Source organism: Chitinophaga sp. 30R24, from assembly GCF_049056765.1.
In the GTDB taxonomy this organism is placed as follows: Bacteria; Bacteroidota; Bacteroidia; order Chitinophagales; family Chitinophagaceae; genus Chitinophaga.
The window spans coordinates 1407364-1422854 of sequence record NZ_JBJGXX010000001.1 but is presented as its reverse complement, the minus strand read 5'-3'; the positions used below and the strand labels follow the sequence as shown (position 1 = coordinate 1422854).

General features: G+C 45.6%; 14 protein-coding genes. 5 read left to right on the top strand and 9 right to left on the bottom strand.

Annotated features, from left to right (window positions below):
• Window positions 1-23: 23 nt before the first annotated feature.
• Window positions 24-2099 (bottom strand): heavy metal translocating P-type ATPase, encoded by a 2076-nt coding sequence (locus ACDQ55_RS06025; protein WP_420980322.1) that lies wholly within the window; start codon window positions 2097-2099, stop codon window positions 24-26.
• A gap of 291 nt (window positions 2100-2390) precedes the next feature.
• Here ACDQ55_RS06025 and tsaE point away from each other — a divergent pair, with 291 nt between their 5' ends.
• Together tsaE and ACDQ55_RS06015 are read left to right on the top strand one after the other, a co-directional pair.
• Window positions 2391-2828: a tRNA (adenosine(37)-N6)-threonylcarbamoyltransferase complex ATPase subunit type 1 TsaE gene (gene tsaE / locus ACDQ55_RS06020; RefSeq protein WP_420980321.1), complete on the top strand. Its 438-nt coding sequence runs from the start codon at window positions 2391-2393 to the stop codon at window positions 2826-2828.
• A gap of 42 nt (window positions 2829-2870) precedes the next feature.
• The gene (locus tag ACDQ55_RS06015; RefSeq protein ID WP_420980320.1) at window positions 2871-4088 is read left to right on the top strand and encodes an alanine dehydrogenase; all 1218 of its coding nucleotides are present in this window, start codon (window positions 2871-2873) and stop codon (window positions 4086-4088) included.
• Between the two features lie 53 nt (window positions 4089-4141).
• Here ACDQ55_RS06015 and ACDQ55_RS06010 read toward each other — a convergent pair whose 3' ends face one another.
• From ACDQ55_RS06010 to ACDQ55_RS06000, 3 genes are all read right to left on the bottom strand, one after another.
• Entirely contained in the window at window positions 4142-4942 is an 801-nt protein-coding gene (locus tag ACDQ55_RS06010; RefSeq protein WP_420980319.1) for an undecaprenyl-diphosphate phosphatase, read from the bottom strand.
• A gap of 76 nt (window positions 4943-5018) precedes the next feature.
• Complete coding sequence (locus tag ACDQ55_RS06005) at window positions 5019-5297, bottom strand: DUF3098 domain-containing protein (protein WP_420980318.1); 279 nt, start codon at window positions 5295-5297, stop codon at window positions 5019-5021.
• A gap of 31 nt (window positions 5298-5328) precedes the next feature.
• The gene (locus ACDQ55_RS06000) at window positions 5329-6201 is read right to left on the bottom strand and encodes a cell division protein FtsX (RefSeq protein ID WP_420980317.1); all 873 of its coding nucleotides are present in this window, start codon (window positions 6199-6201) and stop codon (window positions 5329-5331) included.
• Window positions 6202-6451: 250 nt separating this feature from the next.
• On the opposite strand from ACDQ55_RS06000, the gene leuS reads away from it, so the two are divergent.
• A complete protein-coding gene (leuS, locus tag ACDQ55_RS05995; RefSeq protein ID WP_420980316.1) occupies window positions 6452-9217 on the top strand; it encodes a leucine--tRNA ligase in 2766 nt (921 codons plus the stop codon).
• Window positions 9218-9442: 225 nt separating this feature from the next.
• Window positions 9443-10129, top strand: coding sequence for a peptidoglycan DD-metalloendopeptidase family protein (locus tag ACDQ55_RS05990; RefSeq protein WP_420980315.1), 687 nt, complete (start codon window positions 9443-9445; stop codon window positions 10127-10129).
• A gap of 126 nt (window positions 10130-10255) precedes the next feature.
• On the opposite strand, the gene ACDQ55_RS05985 is transcribed toward ACDQ55_RS05990, so the two are convergent.
• The 3 genes from ACDQ55_RS05985 to ACDQ55_RS05975 all read right to left on the bottom strand — a co-directional run bounded on the left by ACDQ55_RS05985 (window position 10256) and on the right by ACDQ55_RS05975 (window position 12598).
• Complete coding sequence (locus ACDQ55_RS05985) at window positions 10256-11014, bottom strand: hypothetical protein (RefSeq protein WP_420980314.1); 759 nt, start codon at window positions 11012-11014, stop codon at window positions 10256-10258.
• A gap of 142 nt (window positions 11015-11156) precedes the next feature.
• Window positions 11157-12476 (bottom strand): M20/M25/M40 family metallo-hydrolase, encoded by a 1320-nt coding sequence (locus ACDQ55_RS05980; RefSeq protein WP_420980312.1) that lies wholly within the window; start codon window positions 12474-12476, stop codon window positions 11157-11159.
• Entirely contained in the window at window positions 12473-12598 is a 126-nt protein-coding gene (locus ACDQ55_RS05975) for a hypothetical protein (RefSeq protein WP_420980311.1), read from the bottom strand. The genes ACDQ55_RS05980 and ACDQ55_RS05975 overlap by 4 nt, the downstream gene beginning before the upstream one ends.
• A 131-nt stretch (window positions 12599-12729) precedes the next feature.
• Between ACDQ55_RS05975 and ruvB the strand changes: the two genes are divergently transcribed.
• The gene (ruvB, locus tag ACDQ55_RS05970; protein ID WP_420980309.1) at window positions 12730-13758 is read left to right on the top strand and encodes a Holliday junction branch migration DNA helicase RuvB; all 1029 of its coding nucleotides are present in this window, start codon (window positions 12730-12732) and stop codon (window positions 13756-13758) included.
• A gap of 118 nt (window positions 13759-13876) precedes the next feature.
• On the opposite strand, the gene ACDQ55_RS05965 is transcribed toward ruvB, so the two are convergent.
• Together ACDQ55_RS05965 and ACDQ55_RS05960 are read right to left on the bottom strand one after the other, a co-directional pair.
• Window positions 13877-14578 (bottom strand): response regulator transcription factor, encoded by a 702-nt coding sequence (locus ACDQ55_RS05965; protein WP_420980307.1) that lies wholly within the window; start codon window positions 14576-14578, stop codon window positions 13877-13879.
• 113 nt (window positions 14579-14691) lie between these two features.
• On the bottom strand, window positions 14692-15483 hold the full coding sequence (locus ACDQ55_RS05960) for a DUF3108 domain-containing protein (protein ID WP_420980306.1): 792 nt from the start codon (window positions 15481-15483) through the stop codon (window positions 14692-14694).
• Between the last annotated feature and the right edge of the window lie 8 nt (window positions 15484-15491).

Below are 15491 nucleotides of genomic sequence, written 5' to 3'. Positions count from 1 at the left end.
TATTAGCTAATAGCCCCTAGCAGCTAATAGCCCACATGTTTATATCTCAGGCGCACCGAATTCACGGCCAGCACCACATCCGAGAGGCCCATTATACCCGCGCCCACAATAGGGTTAAGAAAACCCAATGCAGCTACCGGGATGGCCACTACGTTATAGATGAACGCCCAGAAAAGATTTTGTTTAATAGTAAGATAGGTGTGTTTACCTAATCCCAGCGCCAATGGCAATGCGCCCAGGTTATTATTGAGCAATACTACATTGGCGCTCTGCATAGCTACCTGGGTAGCATCGCTGAGAGAGATGCCGATAGTAGCTTTAGCTAATGCTGGCGCATCATTGATACCATCGCCCACCATAGCGGTAGGCGCCTGTTGCATAAGGGTATCCACCATTTGCAGTTTTTGCTGTGGCGATTGTTCTGCATATACCTCTGTAATGCCCAGGCGGGAAGCCAGCTCCTGACACTTATGGATGGTATCCCCACTTAACAGGATGGGCTTAATACCGGATCGTTTCAGTGCAGCAACTACCGCTGCGGCTTCTGGCCTTACTTCATCGTTGAAATCGAGCCAACCAGCCAGTTGGTTATTTTTAATAAGATACAAGTGATGGCCATTATCGGCAGTAAGCCCTTCCGCCATGCGGAAAGAACCCAGCTGCCACTCGTTGCCGGCTTTATCTTTCGCGCGCATACCCAGCCCCTTATGCTCCCGCACCTGTTGCAAAGGCACTTCCCCGGCCGATTTCCACAACCCCGCAACAGAGCGGGCAATAGGATGGGAAGAATATTTTTCCAGGCTGTATACTACCTGTTTAAAAGCCTCTTCCGGCATATCAAAAAAACGGTATTCACTCAATTGCAGCTTGCCGGTAGTAAGCGTACCTGTTTTATCAAATACTACCTGGCGTATATCCTTAAACATTTCCAAGGTATGCCCGCCTTTGATGAGAATACCATTTTTGGCCGCACGTCCCAGTCCTACCATAACGGCAGCTGGCGTAGCCAGCCCCATAGCACAAGGACACGCAATGACCAACACGGCTACACTACGCATCATAGCAGTAGCCAGTGTAGCGTGGCCTACAAAGTACCACCCCAGAAAAGTAAGTACAGCAATGCTCAATACCAGCGGCACAAATATGGCACTGATACGGTCGGCCAGCTTTTGCATGGGAGGCTTGTCGGCCTGCGCCTGTTTTACCAGTTCAATGATGTAAGACAGCACCGTATCCTTACCGGTAGCAGTAATATATACTTTGATGCTACCGTCTTCCAGAATAGTACCCCCCATCACTTTATCTTTTTCCTTTTTGCCGACAGGAGTGCTTTCACCCGTAATCATGGATTCGTTGGCATGCCCGCTGCCCCAATAAACCGTACCATCCATGGGAACCTTATCTCCGGTGTTCACGAGTACACAATCACCTGGGCGTAGGGTGCGGTTATCTACTTCATGGATATGCTCATGGCCATGATCGGTGTTAATGAGCCGGGCTGTTGTTACCTGCATTTTTGCCAGGTCAGCAATGGCTGAGGTAGTTTGTTTAACGGACTTTTCTTCCAGCATGTTTCCCAGAAATACCAGGGTAATAATGGCGGCGGTGGTTTCGTAAAACATATAATCCGGGTTGCCGTATATAACAGTGCCTACAAAACTATAGGCAAAGGCGGCAGTAGCTCCCAGCGTTACCAGCACGTCCATATTAGCCATACGGTTAATCAGCGATCGTACAGCGCTACGGCCAAAATGCCACATCCCTGCTGTATATACAGGCAAAGTAAGGCCAAATTGCACCCAGGGATGGTGCAGCCAAGACCAATTTACCCACATATGCAATAACAATGGAGCAGTAAATATTAGACAGAAAATGAATTTGAAGGTAAGGGTGTTATAGCGCTTAGGAGCAGCAGGTTTATCTTCGGGCAATATTACGCGGTATCCCATTTGGTTGATGCCGCTAAGCACTTCCTTAGAATCGGCTCCGGCAGGCGCCGTGAAGCTCACTTCTTCGGTGGCAAAACTAACATTGACATCTTGCATGCCTTTCTTTTCCAAATATTTAGAAACGCTGAGTGCACAATTAGTGCAATGCATGCCTTCTACTTTACAACTAATAGGTGTCATCTGATATTGTTCCTCCTGGTTACAAAGTTACCGGTTGAGCCTTTAAGCTGATAAAATATTAATGCAACGGAGCGTCATTTGAAAAAAACTGGCAATGAGACAACTATATTGGCTTTGTTTCCGCCGGCATTTATTAATGCAACGTAGCGTCGTTTAGGCCCATTGAGGGCTGGCCTCCAAGGAAAATAGAATCTGGTTGCACTTGCTCCTGTTAATAAGGGTATTTCCCCTTGTTTTTACGCAAAATATCTAAATTCGCAGATGCAATGGACATTTACACTGGCGCAATTACCGGAAACCGCTCAACAGTTCTGGGAACATTTTGCAGATAAACGGGTATTCACCTTAAACGGCCCCATGGGGGCAGGTAAAACTACATTGGTAAAAGCTTTATGCGCCGCCAAGGGTGTAGAAGACGCCACTGCCAGTCCTACCTTCTCCATTATTAATGAGTATGCTTACCAGGATTTTGCCGGAAAATCACACCGCATCTATCACCTCGATTTATACCGGTTAAGAGATGAAGCGGATGCTATCAGCGCCGGTGTAGAAGATACTTTGTACCAGGACGGCATCTGTTTCGTGGAGTGGCCGGAAGTGGTAGCCCACCTGTTACCGCCCAATACGGTACACCTACAATTGGAAGTAGGGCCGGATCAAAAAAGGGTATTACGCGAAATCGCTTCATCTCTCAAATAATGTATCTTTGAGTACTTCGATTTTTAAAACTGAAAACCGCATATGGAGCAGAGGCAGAAACCTGTAGTAAGTGCTGGGTTTACCTATTCACCACTGGAAGAAAAACTGGATATTCCACCAAAAAACTCCCGATTGTTTATAGGTATTCCCAAAGAGACTTCTTTCCAGGAGAACCGGATTGCCCTAACGCCAGACGCTGTAAGCATTTTGGCGGCTCATGGACATCACATTGTAGTGGAACACAAAGCCGGCGACGGATCTCATTACTACGACACCGACTACTCGGAAGCTGGCGCCGAAATCATTTACGATAAAAAAGAAGTCTTTAAGGCAGAGATCATTGTGAAATCGGCCCCCTTGAACGACGAAGAAATCGAGCTGTTGCACCCACACCAGATCATCATCTCCCCTATACATCTGGCTGCCCTGAGAGCTTCTCAGGTAGAGAAAATGATGGATAAACGCATTACGCTCTTATCTTTCGAAAACCTGAAAGACGATGCCGGCACCTATCCTATTGTTAGGGCCATGAGTGAAATTGCCGGCGGCGCCTGCATGCTGATTGCCGGGCAATACTTAAGCAATGATAACAAAGGCAAGGGTATTTTATTGGGCGGTATTACCGGCATTCCGCCTACCAAGGTAGTGATCATAGGCGCTGGCATAGTGGGTGAATTTGCCGCCCGCACCGCATTGGCCTTAGGATCTTCTGTAAAAGTATTTGATAACAACATCTATAAATTGAAGCGGCTGCAAAACAATATCGGTATGCGTGTGTTCACTTCCGTTATCCAGCCTAAAGTACTGGCTGAGCAGCTCCGCAACGCAGACGTGGCGGTAGGCGCACTCTCTTCCCAAAGTGGCCGCACGCCAGTGGTGGTCACCGAATCTATGGTGAGCAACATGAAAGCCGGTTCTGTTATCGTAGATGTAAGCATCGACCGGGGCGGCTGTTTCGAAACTTCCGAAATCACTACCCACGAGAATCCCGTGTTCAAAAAGTACGACGTAGTGCACTATTGCGTACCCAATATCCCTTCTGGATTTGCCCGTACTGCCTCCGAAGCCATCAGCAATGTACTGATGCCCTTACTGGTGGAAGCAGCCGACGACGGCGGATTTGAAAACCTGGTATGGATTAAACGGGGCGTACGTAACGGTATCTACCTTTATAAAGGCGCACTTACCAATTACCATCTGAGCGAGAAATTTAAACTGAAATATACAGACCTGGAGCTGCTACTGGCGGTAAAAGGCTAACTTGATTGTCCTGATGCTACTACTACCATCAGGACAATCAAATGCCATCACATCTAAACTTCGAGGGTATAACCCATCAATATAGCGGCAATAATCACGATGCCTACTACTATACGGTAGTAACCCCACATTTTAAAGCCATACTTCTTTAATGCGCCAATAAAAAACTTGATAGCCCCCATTGCTACTATAAAAGCAACAATGTTTCCAACGAGGAGGAGCTTCAGGTTTTCCGGATGAGCCATTAGCAATTCCCTGCCTTTCAGGAGCTTGTAGCCGGTTGCTGCCGCCATGGTGGGCACGGCCAGGAAAAAGGAGAATTCGGCGGCCACGCTACGGGAAAGCCGCTGTTGCATCCCTCCAATAATGGAAGCGGCACTCCGGCTGGTACCAGGTATCAGTGCGAGGCATTGATAAAAACCAATGCGCAGCGCCGTGAAAATATCAATTTTTTCTTCTGTCAGAATTTTAGGGTCTTTAAACCAGTTGTCCACAAACAGGAGTACAATACCTCCCAGCAAAAGGGTAACGCCAACGGTTAAAGGGCTTTCCAGCATTTTATCTATCCGGTCGCTGAAAAGATAACCGGCAATGAGGGCGGGGATTACCGCTACGATCAGCTTCATATAAAAGCTAAGCCTGTTACGGTCCAACACGAAAAACTTCTTCCAATATAACACTACTACCGCTAAGATGGCGCCTAACTGTATCACTACTTCAAACAGTTTGGTAAAGTCATCTTTTCCAATCCCTAAAATGGCACTTACAATAATCATATGGCCCGTGGAGGAAATAGGCAGAAATTCTGTTAAGCCTTCCACAATGGCAATAATGATAGCCTGAAAAACATTCATTGAATTTAGTATGGTTAAAAGTGAAAAAAAAAGCGATGAGCAATCATCGCTGTAAGAATACTTTTATAGGGAAAAATTATGCGTTAGCTTTCGGACGGCGCATAATAGCATATACTTCTATCAACAGGCCAAGTACAATAACGGTAGGCGCCAGGGTAATTCTGCGGAAACTGTATACTTCCGATGGCTTAAAGGTGTTGGGATCAGTAGAATTGCCTCCCATCATCAGAAGAAAACCCAGAACAATAACAACAATACCCACCAGCATGAATTTGTAGTTTTCCTTAGGAAAAATGGGGCGGCTGTCTACTGCGCTTTGCGCCTCTTTTTTATTGTCGGTGATTATTTTAGACATAGTTATTTGGTTATATCTTCAAGTGTTAAAATTAATAAAGGTCATCCAGTTTCAGTCGCAGGTACTTCATTACCGAACGGTGGGTGCTCACCAGCGAGATGCAGATACCGATCAGGATCATGCCTGTAAACAACAAGACGATCATGAGGTTATCGCGTAAACCCGCCAGTTCCGGCAGTAACCTATCGGTCAGCGACATAATACCCAGGAGGCCGGCAATGGCAATAGTGGCACTAATTGCTCCATTGGCAATGCTTCTGAGGTCGAAAGGCTTGGCAATAAACCACCGGGTAGCTCCTACCATTTGCATGGTTTTAATCAGGAACCGGTTGCTGAACATCGCCAGGCGGATAGTATTATCTATCAGAAAAATTACTACCAGGCACAATAAACCACTGATCAGGAGTATGATCAGCCCTATTTTATTGACATTTTCATTCAACTTGCTCACCAACATGCGCTGATAAGAGATCTCCCTTACAATACTTTGCTGGGTAAGGTTATTCTCGATAACCCTCAGGCTGTCGTTATTCACATAATTGGCGTTAGCCTTTATGTTAATACTGCCATACAGTGGATTATACTGGAGCAAGGTGATAAAATCTTCCCCGAATTCTTTTTTGAAACGCTGGGCGGCCATATCTTTCGATACATATTCGATAGATTTGATATATGGCTTATGTTCAATAGAGTCTTTCAGGGCCAATGCCTGGTCTTCTTTTACATTATCTCTCAGAATTACCTGTATTTCAATGCTTTCCTTAAAGTACTTGCTCAATTTATTAGCATGTATTACCACCAGACCCAATGTGCCCAGTAAAAACAATACCAGTGCTACACCAACGATGGAGTACAGGTAGGAGGGTTTCGACTTCTTTGCTGATGATTTCCCGGATTGCGCCATTAATCTGCAGTTTATCGGCGAAAATAATAAAAATTAGTAGTTATGTGTTTAATTTTGCCAACCCGATCAGGTAATACACCATTTACAGGCATTGAAACAGCAATATATGGAGATGTTGGGGATTGACATTGGTGTATTAATGAATTTAACATTATTTTGCTATACAGGCATTATTACAATTTTTATAAACTATAACTGATAACGTCTTTGTTAACGTATGTACGTTGAATGAAGGTCATCTACAACCGATATGGAATACAATTTCAGGGCAATCGAAAAGAAATGGCAGCAACAATGGGAGCAGTCGCACGCTTACCGTGTTAGCAACGACAGTCCAAAGCCCAAATGTTACGTACTAGACATGTTTCCCTACCCTTCCGGAGCTGGTCTTCACGTAGGACACCCCCTCGGCTACATTGCCACAGACATCTACTCCCGTTATAAAAGGCTGAAAGGCTTTAATGTACTGCATACCATGGGGTATGATGCCTTTGGCCTGCCTACCGAACAATATGCCCTGGAAACGGGTCAACACCCAGCGGTTACCACAGAACAGAACATCAAGGCATTCCGGGAGCAGCTGGATAATATTGGCTTTTGCTACGACTGGGACAGGCAGGTATTGACCAGTGACCCTTCTTACTATAAATGGACCCAGTGGATATTCCTTCAACTCTTCGAAAGCTGGTATAACCGGGTTAATAAGAAAGCGGAACCTATCAACGCTCTTGTAGCCATTTTTGAGCTGGAAGGAAATGCCGGCCATAGCTGTCCCGGCGACCGCAGCATACAATTTACCGCCAGCCAATGGAAAAGCTATAGTGAAAAAGAACAACGGGAAGTACTGATGCAATACCGGCTGGCCTACCTCGCCTATGCAGAAGTAAACTGGTGCGCCGAACTGGGCACTGTATTGGCCAACGATGAAGTAATCAATGGCGTAAGTGAACGTGGCGGTTACCCCGTCGTAAAAAAGAAAATGCGCCAATGGTTCCTGCGCATTACCGAATACGCCAACCGCCTGCTGGAAGGACTGGAAACTGTAAACTTCAGCGATGCCATGAAGGAAATGCAGCGGAACTGGATCGGCAAAAGCCAGGGGGCGGAAATTAAATTCGCCCTGAAAAACTCCGCCGAACACGTAGAAGTATATACCACCAGACCAGATACAATCTTTGGAGTGGATTTCATGGTATTGGCGCCAGAACATGACCTGGTGTCCTTAATCACCACCCCGGAACAAAAAGAAGCAATAGATAAATACCTGGAATACGTACAAAGCCGCTCCGAACGTGAACGCATGGCAGAAGTAAAACAGATCACCGGTTGTTTTACCGGCGCTTATGCTATCAACCCGTTCAACGGACGCGAAATTCCAGTATGGATTGCCGAATACGTACTGGCCGGCTATGGTACAGGCGCTATTATGGCTGTGCCCTGCGGCGATCAACGCGACTTTGGCTTCGCTAAGCACTTCGATATCCCCATCACCAATATCATCGGCGATGCCTTTAATGGCACAGAAGCCAATCCTACTAAAGACGCTAAGCTCCAAAACAGTGGCTTTCTGGACGGTATGGAGATGAAACCCGCCATGGATGTGGTAATCAACAAACTAGAAGAAATGGGGATCGGCAAACGCCAGATCAACTATAAGATGCGCGATGCAGGATTTAGCCGTCAGCGTTACTGGGGCGAACCTTTCCCGATCCTTTATAAAGACGGCATTCCATATGCCATGAACGAAAAAGACCTGCCACTGGAATTGCCTTACGTGGAAAACTATAAACCAGGTGCTGATGGAGAAGGCCCACTGGCTAATATCACTGATTGGGTAAATGTGGCTCCCGATGTAAAACGCGAAACCAATACCATGCCTGGCTATGCCGGCAGCAGCTGGTACTTCCTCCGCTACATGGACCCTCACAACACCAACACCTTCGCCGACCGGAAAGCGACCGATTACTGGAACCAGGTAGACGTATACGTGGGCGGTACCGAGCACGCCGTAGGACACCTGCTGTATTCCCGCATGTGGACAAAAGTACTGTTCGACCTGGGACATATAGGATTTGAAGAACCCTTCAAATCCCTGATCAACCAGGGAATGATTGGCGGTAGTTCCCGCCTGGTATATCGTATCCGCGGTACCCAACAATATGTTTCCTACGGATTAAAAGACCAGTACGAAACAGATGAACTGCATGTAGATGTAAACTTTGTAGATGGCGTAGAGCTGGATACCGAAGCCCTGAAAAAATGGAAACCAGATTTCGCAGATGCCACCTTTGTCCTGGAAGATGGTAAATACATCTGCGGCGTGCAATTGGAAAAAATGAGCAAGCGCTTGTTCAACACCGTTAACCCGAACGATCTGGTAGACAAATACGGTGCTGATACCTTCCGCATGTACGAAATGTTCCTCGGGCCAATAGAGCAATCCAAACCCTGGGATACCAAAGGTATTGAAGGAGTGCATCGCTTCCTGAAAAAATTGTGGCGCCTGTTTGCAGACGAACAAAAAGGATGGCTGGTAAAAACAGAAAAACCTACACCGGAAGAGCTGAAAATACTGCATAAAACCATTCAGAAAATAGATAATGATACTTCCAGTTTCTCCTACAATACCGCGGTAAGCCAGTTTATGATCTGCGTAAACGAACTAGCCACCCTCCGTTGCCACAAATGCGACATCCTGGAACCATTGCTGATACTACTCACGCCATATGCGCCCCATCTCAGCGAAGAGCTATGGCATGCCCTGGGCAATACCAGCAGCATACTGGATGCGCCTTATCCGGTATTTGAAGCGCAATATGTAAAGGAAAGCGCATTCAACTACCCCATTGCCGTTAACGGTAAAACCCGTACAGAAATGGGCTTCTCTCTCGACGCCGAAAACACCGAGATTGAGAAAGAAGTACTGGCCAGCGAAGTAGTGCAAAAATGGCTGGAAGGCAAAGCGCCCAAGCGAGTGATTATTGTAAAAGGTAAAATGATCAATATAGTAGCGTAAGCACGTTTAAAACGTATATGTAAGGCCGTTATACATTATGTATAGCGGCCTTATTGTTATTTAATGCTTAATACCCATAAGTTCGTAATGAGCGAAACAGCATCGCCAACATAAAGAGTTTATTCATAGGTTTAAAAGGGATACTACTAGTTATCAGATTAAAACAGTCATTATTTATTCCACAAATTAATATTTATCTTAGATGAAGATCCAACCGCTCAAAATATGCTACAGGAGATATTAAAAAAATATCAATCCATCTATAAGCCGGTAGTGCCACTATTGGGAGAGCAAGAATCCCTGCTGGTCATGGATTTCACGGCTAACAATACTATCCTTACCAAAAATATCCTGCAAGACATTCATAAATTCAGTAAGTACATCACCACTACGCTGCTGCAGAGTGGCTGCAGGTTAGGCATCGGCGGTTATGCGGAGCATCGCACTATTTATGCAGTAAGCCCTCATTTCGATGCAGGGGAAGAACCCCGGCGCCTACACCTGGGCATAGACATATGGGGAGCAACAGGCACCCGGCTGTATGCTCCGATGAATGCGCATGTACATAGCTTCCGCTTCAACGATCATTTTGGCGATTATGGCGCAACCATTATCCTGCAACATCAGCTGGACGGCTGCATGTTTCATACCTTGTATGGCCATCTCAGTATTTCCAGCCTGCAAGGATTATACGAAAATATGCCCATTACCGCCGGACAACCGCTGGGGCATTTCGGGACACCTTCCGAAAACGGAGGATGGCCGCCTCACCTGCATTTCCAGATCATTGAAGACATGCAAGGTTTCCGTGGAGATTATCCCGGCGTTTGCCGCTACAGTGAACGTGAAAAATACCTGCACAACTGCCCCGACCCGGATCTGATTCTCCAACTATACCAATATACCCGTTAAAACACGAAAAGCCACCGGCTTACATGTGGAAGTCAGGATACAATAATTTGCGGTCATCTTTTTCAGAGACAGGCACCTGTTACCGCCTGCGCAGCAACAAATGCCTGCCCAAACTGCCTACCTCTATCAATCGTGGGTATGTTCTACAGACATGCTGTTTTCCAGCGCGTTCACCACTTTATCATGGAGGTTGCTGTTTACATCTACAGTGATCTTCAACTGACCGCTGGCAAACGAACCGGTAAAGTCTCCGATCTGCAGTTTAGTAAGAATGAGGTCCATGGAAATTTTAAGCGATCCTTTCCACTGCACATTGGTATCTGTTATCACCACATCTTTTCCATTAGCCGCCAACTCTATCTTGCCAGACAGGAGGATTTCCATAGGGATCTTTTTACCAGCCCAGGTTAGAAAACCTTTGAGGGTTACGGCCGGATCTTTTTTGTCGCCTTGTACAAGGGCATACACTTGCACCTGCTGATAAGTGCCCTTAGGGATTTTAATGATGCCCAGCACTGAAGGAATCTGCTTCAGGTCCACCTGCCGGTCCGTTTTCAATTTAAACTCCACTTCATCCTTTCCACGTTTCGCATCAAAACGGATCTCCCTTAAGCGCGCAGTAGCCGTATCCCAGGTAATGTCAAATCCGCTGGAAGCGTCTTTGGCCATCGCGGCATCACCTGTTATAGCAGCCATACGCCCCGAAGCATCCGGCGACAATGTGTACACAGGATTCACCGCAGCGATTTCATAATTCACGCTAACAGCATCCTTGTCGTCAATAGGTTGATTGGTGTCTGGACTAGCCATGTCCGTAGAACAAGAAGAAAGAAAAAGGGTTGCAATGCCTACAGCACCGCAGAATTGTAAGGTTCCGGTTTTCATTATCGATATGGTTTTAATGACTAATGGGGAAAATTCGTTCGTAAATTTAACAAAGAATTTGGAAAAAAAGTCAGCTGTAAGATAATTAAAAAAGAATGGCCCGGCTGAGTATGCCTCAACCGGACCATTATACGAAAGTTAGTTATTCTAACGAATTTTTTAAAATTCGTGTAGGCGTATCCGTTCCATTCACAATAGAACCGGAGCTGATAGCAATCGCGTTAATAATAGCAATGATGTTTTTAATATCGAGTGTAGACACCTCATCTCCTACTGTATGATAATACTTGTCTTTATCTATTTGCGTAGTGGAAATAGTATGTGCCGGTACGCCCTGACGAGCCAGGGTGGCATTATCTGAGCGATAGAACAAATGCTGTTCTGGATAAGGATCGGGATAAAAACTGAAAGCAGACCCTTTCAGGTTACGCTGCAGGATAGACCCGAAATCGGAGCGCTCAAAGCCTGTGATGAATGCACTGTTCTTACCAAATTTCGATTCTTTCCCGATCATCTCAATATTAAACATCGCCACTACCTTATCGGGGTCCTGCTTTTCAGAGAAATAACGGGAACCATAACCGCCGGTTTCTTCTGCAGTAAAGGCTACCAATATAACAGAGCGTTGAGGGCGATGTGTGTTGAAATATTTGGATAACATAATCACCGCAGTAGTACCGGAAGCGTCATCATCAGCGCCATTGGCAATGCTGTCGCCTGCCACAGGAGGCAGTATACCCAGATGGTCGTAATGCCCGGAAAACACCACATATTCGTTTGGTTTAGTACTGCCTTTGATCATACCGGCTACATTGGCAAAATGTTTGGTGTTGATAGTACGGTGCACGCTCAATTTCCAGGTAGCTCCGGCTAGCACCGGCTCACGTTCTACTACCACAACAATCCGCTTATTATCGGCATTTTTTGCGGCAGCTTCCTCCAATGCTTCTTTACTGTCAAAAACTCTTTCTGAAAAAGAAGCGGTGATACCCCCAATATATCCGGCCATTTCAGGAGATAACCAGATCAATGTATTTTTTTGCAATGGCACAGCCGAACGCGCAATTTTCATGAATTCTTTTACGTCGTTCACATGCACTTCTTCGCAGGTGCTATCCTTCTCCCAATCGAACACCTGCGTGTTACCTAACGGGATAATGGTCCAGTTCTTTTGTTCTCCATTAACAGTAAGGGATATACTACTATTGCCCAGGTAGTATTTATTGAATTCCTGCAAATAACTTTTCTCCCCGGGCAAAGGGGCCAGGCGCACTTTGGCAAATTCGCTGCTGATAAAAGCCGCGGCTTTCTCTATGCCAGGTGTACCAGGCAAACGGCCCTGCATATCATCGGCAGCCAGCGTACCTATAATACGGGCCACTTCTTTTTCCTTAATATCCTGTGCCACGCTGGTAGCGGCAATAGTGCCGGTGGCAAATAATAAAAAAAATGTTTTTTTCATATAAGCGGTTGATCCTTTTTCTTGATATCTACATTAATGGCAGTAGGTTGTTTGTTGTTTAATTCGGCATATACGCGGCTAAATGCCTGGATAATAGTTGCATAATCAGCTCTATCTTGCAATGTTAACATTTTACCCTCAGGTGAAATTAACACTTTGGTAGGATAAGCTTGTATTTTATAAGCTTATCCTATTTTATCGCCCTCTTCATGCTTCCTTTGAATATTTGCGTACTTTTGGGCACATACTATATATGTCTAATCAGCCTTTAAGACCAGACGATAATAAGCTCAGCGCCGCAGATAAAGAGTTTGAGAACAGTATACGTCCCCGGGAAATTATGGATTTCTCTGGTCAGGACCAGATTATCGAGAACCTGAAAATATTTATCAAGGCAGCAAAAATGCGTGGCGAAGCGCTCGACCACGTACTGTTCCATGGTCCTCCGGGTTTGGGTAAAACCACCTTGTCGCGCATTGTAGCCAACGAGCTCGGCGTAAATATCCGAGAAACGTCGGGACCTGTAATAGAAAAGCCGGGGGATCTGGCCGGATTACTTACCAACCTGGAAGATAAAGACGTATTATTCATCGATGAAATACACCGCTTAAGTACTGTGGTGGAAGAATATCTTTATTCTGCCATGGAAGATTATCGCATCGATATTATGATAGATACGGGTCCCAGTGCACGCTCCATACAGATCAACCTGCAACCTTTTACGTTGATTGGGGCTACCACCAGATCTGGTTTACTAACGGCGCCGTTGTTATCCCGCTTTGGTATTAAATCCAGGCTGGAATACTACAGTGCAGCCACATTGCAAAAGATCCTCTGGCGGGCGGCAGGATTGCTAAATACAAAGATTACGTCTGATGCTGCCTTCGAAATTGCAAGGCGCTCCAGGGGTACCCCTCGTATTGCGAATGGATTATTACGCCGGGTACGCGATTTTGCGCAAGTAGTCGGCAATGGGATTATAGACATGGAAATAGCCCAGTTGAGCCTGAAAGCCCTTAACGTAGATGAGTATGGCCTGGACGAAATGGATAACCGTATCCTGCATGTGATCATCGAAAACTTCAAAGGAGGGCCAGTGGGCATTACTACCATTGCTACAGCAGTAGGAGAAGAACCCGGTACACTGGAAGAAGTATATGAACCTTTCCTGATACAGGAAGGCTTTATTAAACGTACGCCCCGCGGCCGGGAAGTTACAGAAAAAGCATATATACATCTGGGGAAAACAGCATTCAGGGGCGGCAGCAACCTGTTGTTTTAGCTATTAACGGGTAGCTGGCCTCAAAGCATATAAAAAGGAGGGTGTATCAAAGTACGATACACCCTCCTTTTATTCGGGTACCTGATGGCGACAGCTGGCCGTTGAAGCGATTGGCAAACTAGTCTTTTACCACCAGTCTGAATCCGTTGCCATGTATGTTCACAATTTCGATATTAGCATCGTCTTTCAGGTACTTGCGTAATTTGGCAATGTATACGTCCATACTACGACCGTTGAAGTAAGTATCACTGCCCCAGATTTTCTTAAGCGCCAGTTCCCTTGGCAGGAGATCATTCTTATGCTCGCACAGCATATGCAGCAACTCATTTTCTTTAGGGGAAAGCGTATGGGTTTCACCGTTATGAGCGAGCGTGCGCAACCGGGAATTGAAAGTATAAGAACCGATAACGAATTCGTGAATTTCTTCTTCCTTGTTGTTCAGCTCCTGGTTACGTTTCAGGATTGCTTTGATTTTGAGGAGGAGCAGTTCACTATCGAATGGCTTAGAGATATAATCATCCGCGCCGAGTTTATAACCTTGAATGATATCTTCCTTCATGGTTTTGGCGGAGAGGAAGAAAAGCGGAATATCGGGATCTACGTCCCTGATTTCTTCTGCGAGTTTAAATCCATCCATATTGGGCATCATGATATCCAGCAAACAGATATCGAATTTCTCGCGCCGGAAGGCTGCCAGGGCCAGGATGCCGTCGCGGCATAATTCCACATCATAATCGTTCAGCTCTAGGTAGTTTTTCAGTACCATACCCAGATTGGTATCATCTTCAGCCAGTAATATTTTGGGTTTACGTTCTTCCATAATCATAAAAGATTGATTATAACAAATATAAGTTTTTCTATGGCACGAAAGGTCGTTAAAATTTAGGCGATCGGCCATCAATGAATTGTTAAAACTAGGAATGGATATTTTGCTTACTTCTTATTCAGCAGGGAAGAGAAAGGGTAACGGAGATTACTGTAATTGGTCATGTCTACTACAATATTTCCAACAGAAATGGGGCTTTCGATACGCAGTGGCACTTTATTGCCGTCGTCGCTTACCCATACCGTCATCTTTTCCCCGCCTTCGAACATCGTCCCTTTGATCAGCAGCGGTTTGAATTTAATGGCCCTGAACTTACCGAACTTGGTATTCACTTCTTCCTTACCCATGTACCGGATATAGATATTATACACCTGGTCATCCAGGAACATGGCAAAGGGGATCTTGTCGCCTTCATGATATTTGCTAAAATCTATATTGCGTGAATAATAGATTGCGCTGATTACATCTTGTACACAGGGAGGCACAGGAAAGGTACCATTAGTGCTGATAGCCTGGTGGTTGGCCTGGTTAAAAACAACGTTATTGAATATCTTGTATCCGCCTTCGTTTACATTACGGATAAATTTCAGGGGTTGCAGGGTGGTGGTATCTATATAGCTTTCGTACCGGTCGCGCACTTTAAAGATCCAGTCGTAGGCGCGATAGGTTTTACCGTCCCCTACCACATGGTATACCTCCCGGTTAACAAAGTGTTCGAGGGCTACAGTGAAGGTGGCTTCCCCTGCGCCTACATATACTTTACCCAGGTTATAAAATACTTTCAGGGTAATACTTTCGCCGGCATTAAAACTGGAATTGCGGATGGAACAAAAATCGCTTTGCGCTTCAACGGGTTGAATACAGGCAAGACACAAAATTATCAGTAGTAAATACTTCATTGCTGGAA

Excerpts from the sequence above, each read along its gene's own strand:
- ACDQ55_RS06025 (WP_420980322.1), bottom strand. The coding sequence starts at position 2,099 with ATGCATTGCACTAATTGTGCACTCAGCGTTTCTAAATATTTGGAAAAG.
- tsaE (WP_420980321.1), top strand. The coding sequence starts at position 2,391 with ATGCAATGGACATTTACACTGGCGCAATTACCGGAAACCGCTCAACAG.
- ACDQ55_RS06015 (WP_420980320.1), top strand. The coding sequence starts at position 2,871 with ATGGAGCAGAGGCAGAAACCTGTAGTAAGTGCTGGGTTTACCTATTCA.
- ACDQ55_RS06010 (WP_420980319.1), bottom strand. The coding sequence starts at position 4,942 with ATGAATGTTTTTCAGGCTATCATTATTGCCATTGTGGAAGGCTTAACA.
- ACDQ55_RS06005 (WP_420980318.1), bottom strand. The coding sequence starts at position 5,297 with ATGTCTAAAATAATCACCGACAATAAAAAAGAGGCGCAAAGCGCAGTA.
- ACDQ55_RS06000 (WP_420980317.1), bottom strand. The coding sequence starts at position 6,201 with ATGGCGCAATCCGGGAAATCATCAGCAAAGAAGTCGAAACCCTCCTAC.
- leuS (WP_420980316.1), top strand. The coding sequence starts at position 6,452 with ATGGAATACAATTTCAGGGCAATCGAAAAGAAATGGCAGCAACAATGG.
- ACDQ55_RS05990 (WP_420980315.1), top strand. The coding sequence starts at position 9,443 with ATGCTACAGGAGATATTAAAAAAATATCAATCCATCTATAAGCCGGTA.
- ACDQ55_RS05985 (WP_420980314.1), bottom strand. The coding sequence starts at position 11,014 with ATGAAAACCGGAACCTTACAATTCTGCGGTGCTGTAGGCATTGCAACC.
- ACDQ55_RS05980 (WP_420980312.1), bottom strand. The coding sequence starts at position 12,476 with ATGAAAAAAACATTTTTTTTATTATTTGCCACCGGCACTATTGCCGCT.
- ruvB (WP_420980309.1), top strand. The coding sequence starts at position 12,730 with ATGTCTAATCAGCCTTTAAGACCAGACGATAATAAGCTCAGCGCCGCA.
- ACDQ55_RS05965 (WP_420980307.1), bottom strand. The coding sequence starts at position 14,578 with ATGGAAGAACGTAAACCCAAAATATTACTGGCTGAAGATGATACCAAT.
- ACDQ55_RS05960 (WP_420980306.1), bottom strand. The coding sequence starts at position 15,483 with ATGAAGTATTTACTACTGATAATTTTGTGTCTTGCCTGTATTCAACCC.